This is a genomic window from Pseudoclavibacter helvolus, from assembly GCF_014191305.1.
Classification (GTDB): Bacteria; Actinomycetota; Actinomycetes; order Actinomycetales; family Microbacteriaceae; genus Pseudoclavibacter; species Pseudoclavibacter helvolus.
This window is the reverse complement of the sequence record NZ_JACHWJ010000001.1, coordinates 1,455,766-1,468,240: the sequence shown is the minus strand read 5'-3', so window position 1 is coordinate 1,468,240 and position 12,475 is coordinate 1,455,766. Positions and strand designations below refer to the sequence as shown.

Below are 12,475 nucleotides of genomic sequence, written 5' to 3'. Positions count from 1 at the left end.
CGAGTACTTCGCCCCATCGAGCGCGTACGCCTCGAGCTTGCCTGCGTCGTTCTTTTTCCACGTGCGCACCAGGCGGATCCCGAGCGCTTCGTCGATGAACTCCGACTGCGCGGAGTCAGCGCCGTCACGGATGGGCTTTGGCGTGAGCTTCACACCATGCGGGTCGAACAGCTCGGAAATGCCGTCGATGAACGACGACTTCCCGGATCCGTTGCGGCCCGCGACGATGACCAGCTCGCCGGCCGTCGTCTCGATGGACACGTCACGCGCGCCCTTGTAGTCGGTAACTGAGAACTTCTGCGACATCAGGCGTCTCCCTCTGTCTCGTCCTCGTCGTCCACGATCTCCGCGTCGACAACATCGCCCGCGGCCTCGTTCTGCTCCCACTCGGAAAGGAGCACGTTCGCGATCGTCCACAGCGTCTGCGGCAGCTCGCGGTACTGGTACCGGCCGGGATCGACTTCGCCGATCTCCGCGCGCAGGAGGTTGCCCCGCATGCCAGCCTCGATGCCCGAACGGGTGAACAAGCGAAGCGATAAGCGGCCCGCGGGCTGGTCGCGGATCTCGTACTCGTACCCGCCGCCCTCCTCCAGCTCGAGAGTCAGAGCCTCAGGCTCAGCCTCAGGAACGTCCAGCGGAGGCTGCCCCGTCCGGGCGCCCGTGCGCTCCGCGACGAGCTCACCGAGCACCTGCAGGACCACGTCCTTGTACTCGTCCGACACCGGTTCGACCTGAAGGAAGCGAGCCTTCGGTTCCTTCTCGAGGTCCTCGTCGATGTTCACCTCCTGCGTCACCAGCAGGCCGATGACCGGGAATACGGTCTTGTCCTGCAAGCCCTGCACGAGCTTCGAGCTGATCGATGTCAGCCCGTTCTTGTCGTCCTTCGGCAAGGCCGATGCGAACTTCACCATGACTTCTCTCCTCCGTTGTGGGGCCACCGCACAGCGCGGCACGCCTCCAGTTGTTTCGCGCCTATCGACGCTTCGACGGGCACGCCAAGGTGACGCCACCCGAGTGCGGCGAGTGCGAGCGCATCCGCCAAGTTGTGGTCCGTGATCGCCGCCGCGGGAATCGACTCCCGTAGGGCCGCGACGACCGCCGGCTTCTTCGCCGTCCCGGATCCTGTCGCGTACTTCGCCCTCGTCGCTGGCGACACCGACGCGATGCGGTCACCACGGGCAACGAGCGCATGCACGACTCGCCACCAGACGCCGGCTCGCTCGTGCGGGTTCCCGAACTTGGAACCATGCGACGGAGCTTCGATGACGATCAGCCCCGGGGGAGTAGCCGCGATCACCTGATCCGCGATCGACACCTGACGTGCCGCCCACTGCTCGAGGGACGCACCCTTCGGGAGTGACTTCGACTCGACAAGATGCTTCGCGAACCGCCACCCCTCGGTGGTGCGTCGTATCGTGACGACGCCCGACCCCGTCAGGGACAGATCCAGCCCCGTTACGAGCACGCTTCCAGCGCCTCGTCCAGGAGCGTCTCTGCCCACACCGGGGCGAACGCTTCATCCCAAGTGCGGAACGGGCCGTGCTCGAAGTAGGCCGGGTGAAAGCCATGCTCGCTACACGGCATCTGCCCGATCGGTTCGAACAAGCGCCAGAGCCGCGTCTGCGGGTTACGCCGAATGATCCACTTCATGAGCGGGTTCCTTCCTCCACCAGCGAGCCACGCTCGCCTCGAGTTCTTCCTTCGTGCGTCCGAACGCCACGAACCCGCCGGGGAAGCGAGCTACGAGGACGCCGGACGGATGGACGCTGATCACCAGAGCTCCTCCACATCCGCCTGCAGCGGTTCGCGCTGCTTGCACGCGGGGCAGGTCCAGTGAGACGCGCGCACCTCGCGGTCGCGGTCGACGGTCACGAATCCGGTCCAGCCGCACTCCCAATGCGTGCGCCATTCGTCGTGGCTGTCCACGAGCTGCCCGCTGCTACCCATGAGCGGGCCTCCGGGGATGCGCTTCCCACAGCTCGGCGGTCGCCCACAGCACCGTCTTGACGAGCAGCCGCCCGTCCTTCTCGATCACCGGCACCGCGAGACGATCACGCACCCACACCCACGATTCGTGAGTGGGCGACCACCGAACGCAGGTCGGCGCGCGAAGCGTCAGAGTCAGCTCCGACATCTCCAAGCGAGCCTGACCGCACATCTGCGCCCACCGGTCCTGCGCGTGCTTGGTGACCTTCAAGCGGGCGATGTCCATCACCGGAGCGCCCGTCTTCTGGACGCCGTGCTTGTACGAGTCCGCCGGCCACCCGTACCGCTCCCGCAACCGATGCAGGTCGGCGGTGATCTTCGCGAACGAGTTGCCCGCGCGAAGCGTGTATCTGTTGCCGTCAGGGAACAGGTAGTGCTCGCTCTCGCGGTGACGGCCGTCGAACCTTGCGCCCATCGAGCGCAGCTCCTTGCGGGCCAGCTTCGTGGGACTTTGAATCTTGCCCATACGGGGTCCTTCCTCCCTTGGAAGAGTCGAATGAGTGCCCTCGCCGGGGATCGCGCCCGGTGCATCTCTGAGATCAGATCGAGGGCGCCCCGCATCTGGCGGGGGTTTCTCACCGCGCGACTGTGCGCATTCCAACTTGCGGCGAGAGAGTTAGGCGGTCCCGAGGATCGCGTCCGTCAGGGCAAGCGCGCGCTGGGCAGCAGCTCGTCCTTGCTCGAGGTCATGCTTCGCCTGAGCGAGGGCCATCAACGTGAACGGAATTGTTCGGTGGAGGGTGACGATAAGTTCAGCGTCGGCGGGCGAAGGCGAGTCCTGCAGGTGAGTCTCGTGAAGCATGGCGACAGACACGGTGCCGTCGAACGTCGGGCCGCGACCAACCACGAACACGTTGGCCAGAGTCTCGATGTGCCACGGACCTGGCGTGCTCGTTGCCTGGAGCTGTTCCAGCTTCTCGATTGCCGCCGAGATGCGAGCAAGCGGGGCAGTCACGCTTTCACCTCGCCACCGTCACGAGTGACCTCGCGAAGCACAACGCCGGTCCGGAACTTCGCCTTCGGCACACGGCCCAGGATCGGGCGCAGCTCAGCGAGCGGCACCTTCACCTCGAGGAAGCGCGTCGCCCGCTCGAAGTAGCTGTGCGCCGTGCCCGGAGTTGGCGACACGTGCAGACCACCACCGCACTCGTTGTCGTCCGTCCAGTCCAGGCAAATGACCGTCTCGCCGACCGGGTACGCGAACAGGCGCTCCGACTTCAGGTCGTCGTTCACCGCCTTGTAGAGCAACGCGTGACCGTCCTCGACCGTGACGCCCTGGAACTCGCACCAGGTCTCAGCGTCTTCCTCGTTGACCCCGGACAGGTCGATGATCCGACCTCCGTCGACTGTGACGTCCGCGCCGTACACGTAGATCGTTGCCCACGGGCCGGCCTTCGCGATGGTCGCTCCGGATTCGGCACGGAGGACGATGGATGCGCCGCGTAGGTCCTGAACGGTGCCGCCCTGCAAGACCTCCTGAACGGTGCCGCCCTGCCAGACCTCCTGAACGGTGCCGCCCTGCAAGACCTCCTGAACGGTGCCGCCCTGCAAGACCTCCTGAACGGTGCCGCCCTGCCAGACCCTCTGAACGGTGCCGCCCTGCAAGACCCTCTGAACGGTGCCGCCCTGCAAGACCTCCTGAACGGTGCCGCCCTGCCAGACCTCCTGAACGGTGCCGCCCTGCAAGACCTCCTGAACGGTGCCGCCCTGCAAGACCCTCTGAACGGTGCCGCCCTGCCAGACCCTCTGAACGGTGCCGCCCTGCCAGACCCTCTGAACGGTGCCGCCCTGCCAGACCTCCTGAACGGTGCCGCCCTGCAAGACCCTCTGAACGGTGCCGCCCTGCCAGACCCTCTGAACGGTGCCGCCCTGCCAGACCCTCTGAACGGTGCCGCCCTGCCAGACCTCCTGAACGGTGCCGCCCTGCAAGACCCTCTGAACGGTGCCGCCCTCGAGGATGACGTCGTGGTCGCCCGTAGGCCCAACCACGAGCCGCAACCGCTTCTCGGCCCGGATCCGGACCTCTGACCAACCCGACGCGGCAAGGGCCGCGTCGAGCTCTGCCTGCGTGGTAACGATGACTGTCGACATGCTCTCTCCGTCTGTAGATATGAGTGATGGGTGAATGAGTGCGGCAGCCGCGCATTGCACACGATCTGGGAGCTTCGAACTCACTGCCGCCATCCCGGTCTTGCCTGGACCCCTCGAGCGCCGCCATTCCCGCGACTCGGGGCCCGTGTAGGTGGGCGCAGTGGGAATGCACTCGCCACCCGTGAACCGGGACGAAACTTCTATGGGCCGTAGCCCCCTCCGGCCTCTGCCGGGAATCAACCCCTGCCGTGTCCGCCTAAGCGCCGGTCTTCGTGGGTTTCCACCCCTCGGTGCTGCCCGATCTCGCATGAAGCGGTCATCAGGTCTGCCGAACCACGCGTCACGCGCAGTCCGTACTCGCTAGCCGAGAGGCTTATCTGCTGTGGAGTTTTCAACTTGCAGTGGTCGTCTCGCCCGTTTTTGGGTGCAAGAAACCAGCGCCTCGTCACGGCTTCGAGCCGCGGCATCACGCCCCGGGGACGGGACGAGGCTGGGAGAGGTGCCGCCTACCGGTGAAGGCGGGCGGTGACGAGGAGCGCGAACGCGAGCCCGCAGGCGAGGAACAGGAGCAGAGCGCTCAACGGTCCGGCCGGGAGGGGGCGCCGTACACGAGGTAGACGCCGAGGATGATGACGAGAGCGACGCAGGCGATCAGAGCGTGAGACGAGAGTGGCGACATCGCTATGCGTCCTTGACCTCGGCCGACGCGAACAGTGCAAGGAAGCGATCCTTGGGAATCAGCACTCTTCGTCCAACGCGAATGACAGGAATCTCGCCGGCATCAATTCCCGCCGTGACGGTTCGAGGGTCGACGCCGAGGATCTCAGCCACCTCGCGACGTGAGAGCACCGCATCGGACGAGTCGCGAGCCTTCGCGAGGGTCATCAGGCCGGCGGTGCTCATGCCGGTACCTTCACTGCGGTTGCCACGGAGTTGGGGACTGCGAGGAGGGTGGGGATGTCGATGCCGAAGACGGTCGCGATCTCCCCGAGGTCTTCGAGATCGAAGTTGACGGTGTGGTTCATGCGACGCCCGATCCAGAACGGGGACTTCCCGAGCTGGGACGCGAGCCACGACTGGTTCTTGTTGCGTGCCGCGAGCAGGAGGCGGATAGCCTGGGCTGCAGCGTCGTTGCCTGTTTGCATGTACCAACAATGGCATACGCAAACCGCTCATTGCAAGCTGGTTTTGCACTTGACTAGCGACTAGCGCATATGCCAAGCTTCAACACGTGACCCGATACAACGACCTCACGCCCTTCTCCATCGCGTTCGCCGCCGCCTACCGCGGGTTCATGGCCGAGAACAACGTGACTGGCAAGCAGATCGCCGCCAAGCTCGGGCGCAACACCGGGTACGTCTCCGAGCGCATCAATGGCAAGCGGGCGCTCGACACGGAGGACATCGACGCCCTGGCGATGCTTGCCGGGGGCGGGCTGGACGGAGGGCAGCTGTTCCTAGAGCTCGCGCGACGGGCTAGCGACTCCAGCACCCGTCCGGACAACGTCACCGCTTTCCCCGGTGCGCCGGACCGAACCGAGCTCACTGAGGAGCAGGAGCTGCGCTACGCGGCCGACACATCAGAGGTTGAGGACGAGATCTTCGACTAGCTCGAATGTCGGTGGCTCAATGCAGACTCGCCGGCACCATCTCCCACCTTCCCTGCTAGGAGACTCATGTACGACCCATACGAGCACGCCCAAAAACTCGGGCTCAAGATCGAAGAAGCACGGATCCGAACGGCGAACGCGCTACTCATTCCCGAGAAGAACCTGATCCTTGTGCGCCCCAAGCTTCCGGCGGTCCATCGCCGGGCCACGATCGCGCACGAGATCGTCCACTTCGAGAAGATGGATGTGGGGCGCGCACCTTGGCAGGAAGATCGCGCCGATCGCATCGCCGCGAAGCGTCTGATTCTTCCTGCCGACGTGCTGCGAGCTGAGCGCATGTACGAGCATCCTGAGCTGATCGCACGCGAGCTCGGAGTTCCAACCAAGTATCTGCACGCCTGGCGCCAGGCGGCGTGAAGCACGGATCGTGGCGACCGCAACACGGTACGCCGCTCGACAAGAAGGGGGCATCGTGTCTGCAAGTTCAACGAAACGGCGCCGAGGCAGGTCGTCGGGACGCGGCAGCGTGTCGAGCTACCAGACCAAGGCGGGACAGAAGTGGCGTTGGCAGCTCTGGATCAAGCTCGATCCCAGCGGTGACGACAGTGACGAGCGGCGCGTCGGGGGGACGGGGTTCGACACCAAAGCTGACGCCGAGGATGCTCTCGACAAGAAGCGTTCCGAGATCGCGGACCAGGAAGTCGTGGTCGCAGGTAAAGCGCCGCTAATGAGCGTCTACGCGCAGACTTGGCTGGACACGCTCCGGGTGGAGGACAGTACGAGGGCGGGCTACGAGGGGCTCGTCAAGCGCTACGTGATCCCGACGCTCGGCAGCTTCCGGATCGATGCGATCAAGCCGACGAAACTCGCCCAGGTCTACCTCCGGCTCGAACGGGACGGAGGCCGCGGGGGAGCTCCGTTGTCCGCGAACACTGTGCGCAAGACCCACGTCGTGATCGGCTCTATCCTCGACGCGGCTGTCGATGACGGGTACGTGCGCCAGAACGCAGCGCGGCGCACGCGAGTCGTCAAGGCCCCCACTGCGAAGCAGGTGAAAGCCGAAGCTCCAGAACTCGAGGTTTGGACCGCCGAGCAATTGACGGCCTTCCTCAAGTGGGATCGCCACATCTACGACGACTCCGACTACACGCTCTGGCTAGTGCTCGCGCACACGGGCATGCGCCGCGGCGAAGCACTTGGACTGAGGTGGAAGGACTTCGACGTCACGAATCAACGCATCTCTGTGCGACGGGCCGCGAACAGCATCAAGCACGGTGAGACAAAGGGGACGAAGAGCGGCAAGCCTCGCGTGATCGACCTGGACGAGAGTGTCGTGGAAGTGCTGAAGGCGTGGAAGGCGGTGCGCGGTTCACTCAGCCTCGACCTCGCACGGGCCGACGCGGTGATCTTCGGAGACACGGCCGGCAATGTCATCAATCCGAACAGAGTCACGGGCAGATGGGCCGCTCGTGTTGCCGCCGCGCGCCGAGCTGGGGTAGAGCTTCCGAAGCTCGCGCTACATGGTCTGCGTCACACACACGCGACGAACCTGCTGCAGGCGGGCGTGCATCCGCGCATCGTGCAGGAGCGCCTCGGTCACGCTGACATCAGCATCACGATGGGGCTCTACAGTCACGTCACCGAGTCCATGCAACGCGACGCAGTAGCTCGCTACATGGCCGTCATGCAGGCTGAGCACAAAACCGAGCACAAGGGGCCGGATCTGGGTGCGGTCTGATTCCGAGAATGCCTGGTCAAACACCGCAAAGAACTGGTGCCCCTGGAGGGACTCGAACCCCCAACCGTTTGCTTAGGACGCAACTGCTCTTCCATTGAGCTACAGAGGCTGGCGCGACAATGCTACCGGTGCTCGCGGCCTCGTGTGCACATCGCGCGGGTCTTGGGCCTGCGAGTCGTCAGAAGTTCATCATGATTTCGCAACGAAGCTGTTCGTGGACCGTTCGGAGTGGAAGTGTTGGGCCATGAGCACCTCAGAACAGCGCAGGGCGAGCCTCGCGGGTCCGATCGGTCTCGGCGTCGGGCTCATCATCATGGGCACGGCCTACCTTCTCGACCGTCTCGGCATCCTCCCCATGGATTGGGGGCTGCTTTAGCCGATCGCTCCCATGATCGTCGGGGTGGTCGCCCTCGTCACCAACATCCGCAACTGGTGGGGCTGGATCCTGATCGCGGTGGGCGTGTTCTTCCTCCTCAACGAGCTCGTCTTCGGTGGGCTCGGCAACATCTGGGAGCTGTGGCCTGTCGCGGTCATCGTCGTCGGCATCGTCTTCATCGTGAATGCTATCCGGGGGCGCAACAAGACCGAAGCTGGTCGCGACGGCGGGGGAGCGATCCCGCCGTCCCCGTATGGGGTCGATCCGGTCTCCGGCCGCGAAAACTAGGCCAGGCTGGGCGCAATCCACGCGCGCCTCCCCGCGCAGGTGGGCCCGGACACTTACAGTGTCACGCGTGTGGGGTCTGTTTCGTAAACGAGGTTCAGAGCCGGGCGACGCGAAGAGCGACGATCACGGCTCCGGCAAGGGTGCGCCCACAAACAATGAGACGGAGCCGATACCCGACCTGAGTCCGGTGCGGGAACGCCTCGAGCGCGAGCGTGCCGAGCGCGACCGTGAGGCGCAGGCTGACGACGAAGGCCTCGACCTCGGTCGTGACCACGAAGACGGGGTCCGCGCCCGCAACGCCGATGGTCCGAGCCTCACCCGCGGTCGGTCCTGGGTCGCGGATGCGGTTGCGCACGAGCGCAAGACGCATCCGGTTCCCTCGGCAGACGAAGAAGCTCTCACCGCCCTCGACCTCGAGCGTGCAGAAGAGGCAAGGGCGCTCCAGGCGGCTGTCGACGCCGCCCAGGACTCCTGGCTGCACGAGCTCGCCCAGCTCGGCGGCCCATCCCCACTCCTCGACTTCGCCGACGAGCCCGGTACTTACGTTGAGCTCACGAGCGCCCACCCCGGTGGCATCGCGCCCTTCGCGGCTGGCAAGACCGTGCTCCTGTCTGCGCTCGTGCGCGAGAACTCCTCGTTCCGAGGGGCACGCGACGCAGCCGATCTCATCGCACAGAAGGGCACCGAGCTGCTCGCCGGCCGCGGTATGAGCACGATCCAGCTCGCCACGGGCTTCGCCGAGTGGACGCAGGACGGCACGCATTTCCGCGCCCCCATCCTCACGCGCACGGTCGACCTGCGCCGCGCCGGTCGCGACTACGAGTTCACGCTCAAGGGCCCAAGCCGAGTGAATGCTTCGCTCGTACGCCACCTCGCACAGCACTTCGGTGTGCGCCTCCCTGTCGCTGAGCTCCTTGGCCTCGCCAAGTCGAACGACGCCTTCTTGCCGCAGCAGGTCTTCGACCGCACTCGGGCGCTCGGCGCCTCCATCCCGCAGTTCACGGTCTCGGCCCGAGCCGTCATCTCGAGCTTCGGTGAGGTGGCGAGCGCCATGCTTCGCGACACCAACGAGCTCACGCACCCGGTGCTTCGGGCGCTCGCGGGTGACGAGGACGCGCGCCAGCAGGTCTCGGCTCCCCAGCCGGCAGAGCAGCGGCCGAGCCCCGACCGGCGCGACCCCGTTGGCGATCGGTTCCTACTCGACGCGGACACCGAGCAGGAGCGCGTCGTCGACGCGATCGCGGCGGGCAACTCGGCCGTCATCAACACGATGCCGGGTACCGGCCTCACGCAGACCGTTATCAACGCGCTCGGACTGCTCGTCGCCGACGGCAAGCGTGTGCTTGTCGTCACGCCCCGCTCGGCGAGCATCCGCGCCATCCGTGCTCGGCTCAAGAGCGTTGGGCTCGAGGGGCTCGCCGTCACGCCCCGCACCCTCCGCCGTGACGCCATCGCCTCGATCTCGCGCAACGAGAAGGCCCGCAAGCCTGCGATGCACGAGCTGGACGACGCGCTCGTCAGACTCCGCCACGTGCTCGCCGACTACCGGGACGCGCTTGTGCATCCCGACCCCGCGCTCGGCGTCTCGGCGCTTGACGCCCTCGAGGAGCTCTCCCGCCTCGAACTGCGCGACCAGCCGCCCATCACAACCGCTCGTCTTGACCGCGACGCCATCGAGGCCATCGCGACGGGCCGTGACGCCATCGCCCGCCAGCTCCGCGCAGCCGGCGAGCTCGGTCAGTTCAAGTACGGCCCCGACGACTCGCCCTGGTACGGGGTTTCGTTCGAGTCGACGGATGAGGCCAACCGCGCGCAGGAAGCGGCGGTCGAGCTCGACGCCGGTACGCTCGTGGAGGTCATCGACCGCGCGCAGGAGCTCGTCGGTCGCACCCGGATGCGCCCCGCAGAGACGTACGGCGAGCTCGGCATCTACCTCCGCCTGCTGCTCGACCTGCGCGAGACGCTCGATCGCTTCCGCCCCGCGGTCTTCGACCACTCGCTGACGGACGTCATCCATGCCACGAACCCGAAGCGGGAGGGAAGCGATCTGACGTCGGCCCGCCGCAGGCAGCTGCGCCAGCTCGCGAAGGACTACGTGCGGCCCGGTGTCGTTGTGGAGGACCTGCACGAGTCGCTCAAGCTCGCTCAGCGTCAGCGCATCCTGTGGCACCGCTACGTCACGGACGGGTCCACGCCGACCGTGCCGACGGGAATCTCGGACGTCCGTAAGTTCCACCGCGAGGTCGCCGAGAAGCTGCGCCTCCTCGACGAGCCACTTGTCGACGCAGGCGCCGTCTCGCTCAGCGAGCTGCCACTGGCCGAGCTGCCGGCTCGGATCACGGAACTCGCGGCCGACAGCGAGGTGCTGCACAACCTCGTCGAGCGCCTCACAATCATCGAACGCCTCGAGAACCTCGGCCTCACGCCGCTCCTCGAGGACCTCTCCCAGCGCCACGTCGAAGCGGATGCGCTCGGCGACGAACTCGAGCTCGCCTGGTGGCAGTCGGTGCTCGAAGACCTCCTCGACCGAGACAAGGCGCTGCTCAACGCGAACACGCGCGTCGTCACCCGCCTCGAGAGCGACTTCCGGGTCGTCGACCAGGCCCACACCGATCACTCCGCGGCGCAGCTCGCCTGGCAGCTCGCCGAGGCGTGGAAGGTCGCGATCGTCGACTACAGCGAGCAGGCGGATGCTCTCCGACAGCTCCTGCGTCGCCCGGGCGTGCCCTCCACGAAGCTGGCCGTCGAGGCCGGCGACGTGTCGAAGAGCATCGCCCAGCTCTGGCTGACCACGCCGTACGATGTGCCGCTCGTGAGCGAGCGCATCCACTTCGACACGGTGGTGCTCGTGGATGCGGGAACCATGTCAATCGCGGAGAGCATCGGGGCGATCCGCCGCGGTGACCAGGTTGTCGCGTTTGGCGACCCCGTCACGCAGTACCCGACGCCGTTCACCGTCGCTGTCACGCGGCCAGCCGCAGACAGCACGGACACCTGGGGCCTGCGGCACTCCGACGAGGTCGGCGAATCGGTCTACTCGCGCCTCGCAGAGTTCCTGCCGGAGCACGCGCTCACGCGAAGCTACCGGGCAGGAGGCGAGGACCTCGCGGAGCTCGTCAACCGGCGCTTCTACAAGGGGCGCATCCGCTCGATGCCCTGGGCGGGCACCCTGCTCGGGCACTCGAGCCTCAGCTTCTCGTTCGTCGAGAACGGCACGGGGCTGCCCGACCCGATCACGGGTGGCGTCGAATCCACCGACGCCGAGGTGAGCCGCGTCGTCGAGCTTGTTGTCGACCACGCCGTGCACCGGCCGCGGGAGTCGCTCATGGTCGTCACGGCGTCTGCCCTGCACGCCCGCCGCGTCGAGCAGGCCGTGTACTCGGCCGCGTCTCGACGCAGCGACATCGCTGACTTCTTCACGGCGGCTCGTGGCGAGCCATTCACGGTCACGACGATCGAGCTGGCCACGGCGCAGTCTCGAGACCGGGTCATCTTCTCGATCGGGTTCGGACGAACGCCCCACGGACGTGTGCTCGCGAACTTCGGCGTGCTCGGAACCGAGCTCGGCGAGCGTGCGCTTGCCGTCGCCATGACCCGCGCGCGACGTTCCCTGGTGATCGTCTCCTGCATCCGCCCAGGTGAACTCGACCCCTCGCGCATGTCGCGTGGTGTCCTCGGTCTGGCGCAGATCCTCGGCGAGGCCGAGTCGAGCGAGACCGGTTCAGCTCAGCAGAGTTCCGCCCAGCCGAGCTCCGTCAAGGCGGGCTCCGGCGAGGCAGCGGCTGGCGAACCAAGCGCGGAGAGCTCCGACGACGAAGAACACGAAGTCGAGGCGCCGCCAATGCTGCTCGACCTCGCGAACCGGCTCGAGTCGTTCGGCATGACGGTCGAGCTGTTCCACCGCGGGCGAATTCCTCTGGCGGCCGCCTACCGTGGCCGTGCGATCGCGATCGACACGGACGGGCTCGACTTGCGCATCGCGGGTTCGGCGGATGCGACGCTGCGCGAGACGCTGCGCCTCCGCCCGGAGCTCCTCAAGCGCCTCGGCTGGTACTACTTGCGCGTGCACTCCTTCGAGCTGTTCGCTCATCCAGAAGCCGTTGCTCGCCGCATCGGCAAGGCGCTGAAGGTGCCGCTCCCGGCGGAGACCGCTGGCATCACGGCCGGGTCCATGGAGGGTGAGCTCGGCGAGCTGACCTCCGGCGGTTCGGTGACGAATGCGGGTGCCTCGGCGGGTGCGAACCTCGCCTCGGTCACCCTGCCTGACGGCAACCAGCAGATCGCCATCGCTCGGCCGGGCGAGCCCGGCGGTGCGAGCTGAGCGTGAGCCACTCGGACGGACAGACCACGAACCTAGACGAGCAGAGCACGGCCCCGGACAAGCGCC

At 66.5% G+C, this 12,475-nt stretch carries 16 protein-coding genes and 1 tRNA gene; 6 read left to right on the top strand and 11 right to left on the bottom strand.

Annotation, left to right across the window (positions count from 1 at the left end):
• The 10 genes from FHX72_RS07010 to FHX72_RS06965 form a co-directional block, all read right to left on the bottom strand.
• The coding region (locus FHX72_RS07010) for an ATP-binding protein (RefSeq protein WP_183623896.1) at window positions 1-306 on the bottom strand (306 nt) is incomplete at its 3' end.
• On the bottom strand, window positions 306-911 hold the full coding sequence (locus FHX72_RS07005) for a hypothetical protein (protein ID WP_183623888.1): 606 nt from the start codon (window positions 909-911) through the stop codon (window positions 306-308). The genes FHX72_RS07010 and FHX72_RS07005, both read right to left, overlap by 1 nt.
• A complete protein-coding gene (locus tag FHX72_RS07000; RefSeq protein ID WP_183623887.1) occupies window positions 905-1,465 on the bottom strand; it encodes a hypothetical protein in 561 nt (186 codons plus the stop codon). Before FHX72_RS07000 ends, FHX72_RS07005 begins: the two co-directional genes overlap by 7 nt.
• Window positions 1,456-1,650, bottom strand: coding sequence for a hypothetical protein (locus FHX72_RS06995; protein ID WP_183623885.1), 195 nt, complete (start codon window positions 1,648-1,650; stop codon window positions 1,456-1,458). The genes FHX72_RS07000 and FHX72_RS06995 overlap by 10 nt, the downstream gene beginning before the upstream one ends.
• A gap of 120 nt (window positions 1,651-1,770) precedes the next feature.
• Window positions 1,771-1,947, bottom strand: coding sequence for a hypothetical protein (locus tag FHX72_RS06990; RefSeq protein ID WP_183623883.1), 177 nt, complete (start codon window positions 1,945-1,947; stop codon window positions 1,771-1,773).
• Complete coding sequence (locus FHX72_RS06985) at window positions 1,940-2,452, bottom strand: hypothetical protein (protein ID WP_183623881.1); 513 nt, start codon at window positions 2,450-2,452, stop codon at window positions 1,940-1,942. Before FHX72_RS06985 ends, FHX72_RS06990 begins: the two co-directional genes overlap by 8 nt.
• A gap of 150 nt (window positions 2,453-2,602) precedes the next feature.
• Window positions 2,603-2,941 carry a hypothetical protein gene (locus tag FHX72_RS06980; protein ID WP_183623879.1) on the bottom strand — a complete coding sequence of 113 codons (339 nt, stop codon included), beginning with the start codon at window positions 2,939-2,941 and terminating at the stop codon, window positions 2,603-2,605.
• Window positions 2,938-4,077: a DUF7666 domain-containing protein gene (locus FHX72_RS06975; protein WP_183623877.1), complete on the bottom strand. Its 1,140-nt coding sequence runs from the start codon at window positions 4,075-4,077 to the stop codon at window positions 2,938-2,940. The genes FHX72_RS06980 and FHX72_RS06975 overlap by 4 nt, the downstream gene beginning before the upstream one ends.
• A 681-nt stretch (window positions 4,078-4,758) precedes the next feature.
• Window positions 4,759-4,980, bottom strand: a complete 222-nt coding sequence (locus FHX72_RS06970) for a helix-turn-helix domain-containing protein (RefSeq protein ID WP_183623875.1) — start codon at window positions 4,978-4,980, stop codon at window positions 4,759-4,761.
• A complete protein-coding gene (locus FHX72_RS06965; RefSeq protein ID WP_183623873.1) occupies window positions 4,977-5,222 on the bottom strand; it encodes a hypothetical protein in 246 nt (81 codons plus the stop codon). Before FHX72_RS06965 ends, FHX72_RS06970 begins: the two co-directional genes overlap by 4 nt.
• 86 nt (window positions 5,223-5,308) lie before the next feature.
• On the opposite strand from FHX72_RS06965, the gene FHX72_RS06960 reads away from it, so the two are divergent.
• The 3 genes from FHX72_RS06960 to FHX72_RS06950 all read left to right on the top strand — a co-directional run bounded on the left by FHX72_RS06960 (window position 5,309) and on the right by FHX72_RS06950 (window position 7,424).
• Window positions 5,309-5,686 (top strand): hypothetical protein, encoded by a 378-nt coding sequence (locus tag FHX72_RS06960; RefSeq protein ID WP_183623871.1) that lies wholly within the window; start codon window positions 5,309-5,311, stop codon window positions 5,684-5,686.
• A gap of 66 nt (window positions 5,687-5,752) precedes the next feature.
• Complete coding sequence (locus FHX72_RS06955) at window positions 5,753-6,103, top strand: ImmA/IrrE family metallo-endopeptidase (RefSeq protein ID WP_183623869.1); 351 nt, start codon at window positions 5,753-5,755, stop codon at window positions 6,101-6,103.
• Window positions 6,104-6,158: 55 nt separating this feature from the next.
• Complete coding sequence (locus FHX72_RS06950; RefSeq protein ID WP_183623861.1) at window positions 6,159-7,424, top strand: tyrosine-type recombinase/integrase; 1,266 nt, start codon at window positions 6,159-6,161, stop codon at window positions 7,422-7,424.
• 34 nt (window positions 7,425-7,458) lie between these two features.
• Here the strand turns inward: FHX72_RS06950 and FHX72_RS06945 are convergent.
• Window positions 7,459-7,533 (bottom strand) — tRNA-Arg (locus FHX72_RS06945).
• A 135-nt stretch (window positions 7,534-7,668) separates the two neighbouring features.
• Between FHX72_RS06945 and FHX72_RS19345 the strand changes: the two genes are divergently transcribed.
• The 3 genes from FHX72_RS19345 (at window position 7,669) to FHX72_RS06935 (ending at window position 12,409) form a co-directional block, all read left to right on the top strand.
• Complete coding sequence (locus FHX72_RS19345; protein ID WP_268873992.1) at window positions 7,669-7,800, top strand: hypothetical protein; 132 nt, start codon at window positions 7,669-7,671, stop codon at window positions 7,798-7,800.
• Window positions 7,801-7,812: 12 nt separating this feature from the next.
• The gene (locus tag FHX72_RS06940) at window positions 7,813-8,088 is read left to right on the top strand and encodes a LiaI-LiaF-like domain-containing protein (RefSeq protein WP_068478917.1); all 276 of its coding nucleotides are present in this window, start codon (window positions 7,813-7,815) and stop codon (window positions 8,086-8,088) included.
• Between the two features lie 67 nt (window positions 8,089-8,155).
• The gene (locus tag FHX72_RS06935; protein ID WP_183623859.1) at window positions 8,156-12,409 is read left to right on the top strand and encodes an AAA family ATPase; all 4,254 of its coding nucleotides are present in this window, start codon (window positions 8,156-8,158) and stop codon (window positions 12,407-12,409) included.
• Window positions 12,410-12,475 lie beyond the last annotated feature (66 nt).

Excerpts from the sequence above, each read along its gene's own strand:
- FHX72_RS07005 (WP_183623888.1), bottom strand. The coding sequence starts at position 911 with ATGGTGAAGTTCGCATCGGCCTTGCCGAAGGACGACAAGAACGGGCTG.
- FHX72_RS06995 (WP_183623885.1), bottom strand. The coding sequence starts at position 1,650 with ATGAAGTGGATCATTCGGCGTAACCCGCAGACGCGGCTCTGGCGCTTG.
- FHX72_RS06990 (WP_183623883.1), bottom strand. The coding sequence starts at position 1,947 with ATGGGTAGCAGCGGGCAGCTCGTGGACAGCCACGACGAATGGCGCACG.
- FHX72_RS06985 (WP_183623881.1), bottom strand. The coding sequence starts at position 2,452 with ATGGGCAAGATTCAAAGTCCCACGAAGCTGGCCCGCAAGGAGCTGCGC.
- FHX72_RS06975 (WP_183623877.1), bottom strand. The coding sequence starts at position 4,077 with ATGTCGACAGTCATCGTTACCACGCAGGCAGAGCTCGACGCGGCCCTT.
- FHX72_RS06970 (WP_183623875.1), bottom strand. The coding sequence starts at position 4,980 with ATGAGCACCGCCGGCCTGATGACCCTCGCGAAGGCTCGCGACTCGTCC.
- FHX72_RS06965 (WP_183623873.1), bottom strand. The coding sequence starts at position 5,222 with ATGCAAACAGGCAACGACGCTGCAGCCCAGGCTATCCGCCTCCTGCTC.
- FHX72_RS06955 (WP_183623869.1), top strand. The coding sequence starts at position 5,753 with ATGTACGACCCATACGAGCACGCCCAAAAACTCGGGCTCAAGATCGAA.
- FHX72_RS19345 (WP_268873992.1), top strand. The coding sequence starts at position 7,669 with ATGAGCACCTCAGAACAGCGCAGGGCGAGCCTCGCGGGTCCGATCGGT.
- FHX72_RS06940 (WP_068478917.1), top strand. The coding sequence starts at position 7,813 with ATGATCGTCGGGGTGGTCGCCCTCGTCACCAACATCCGCAACTGGTGG.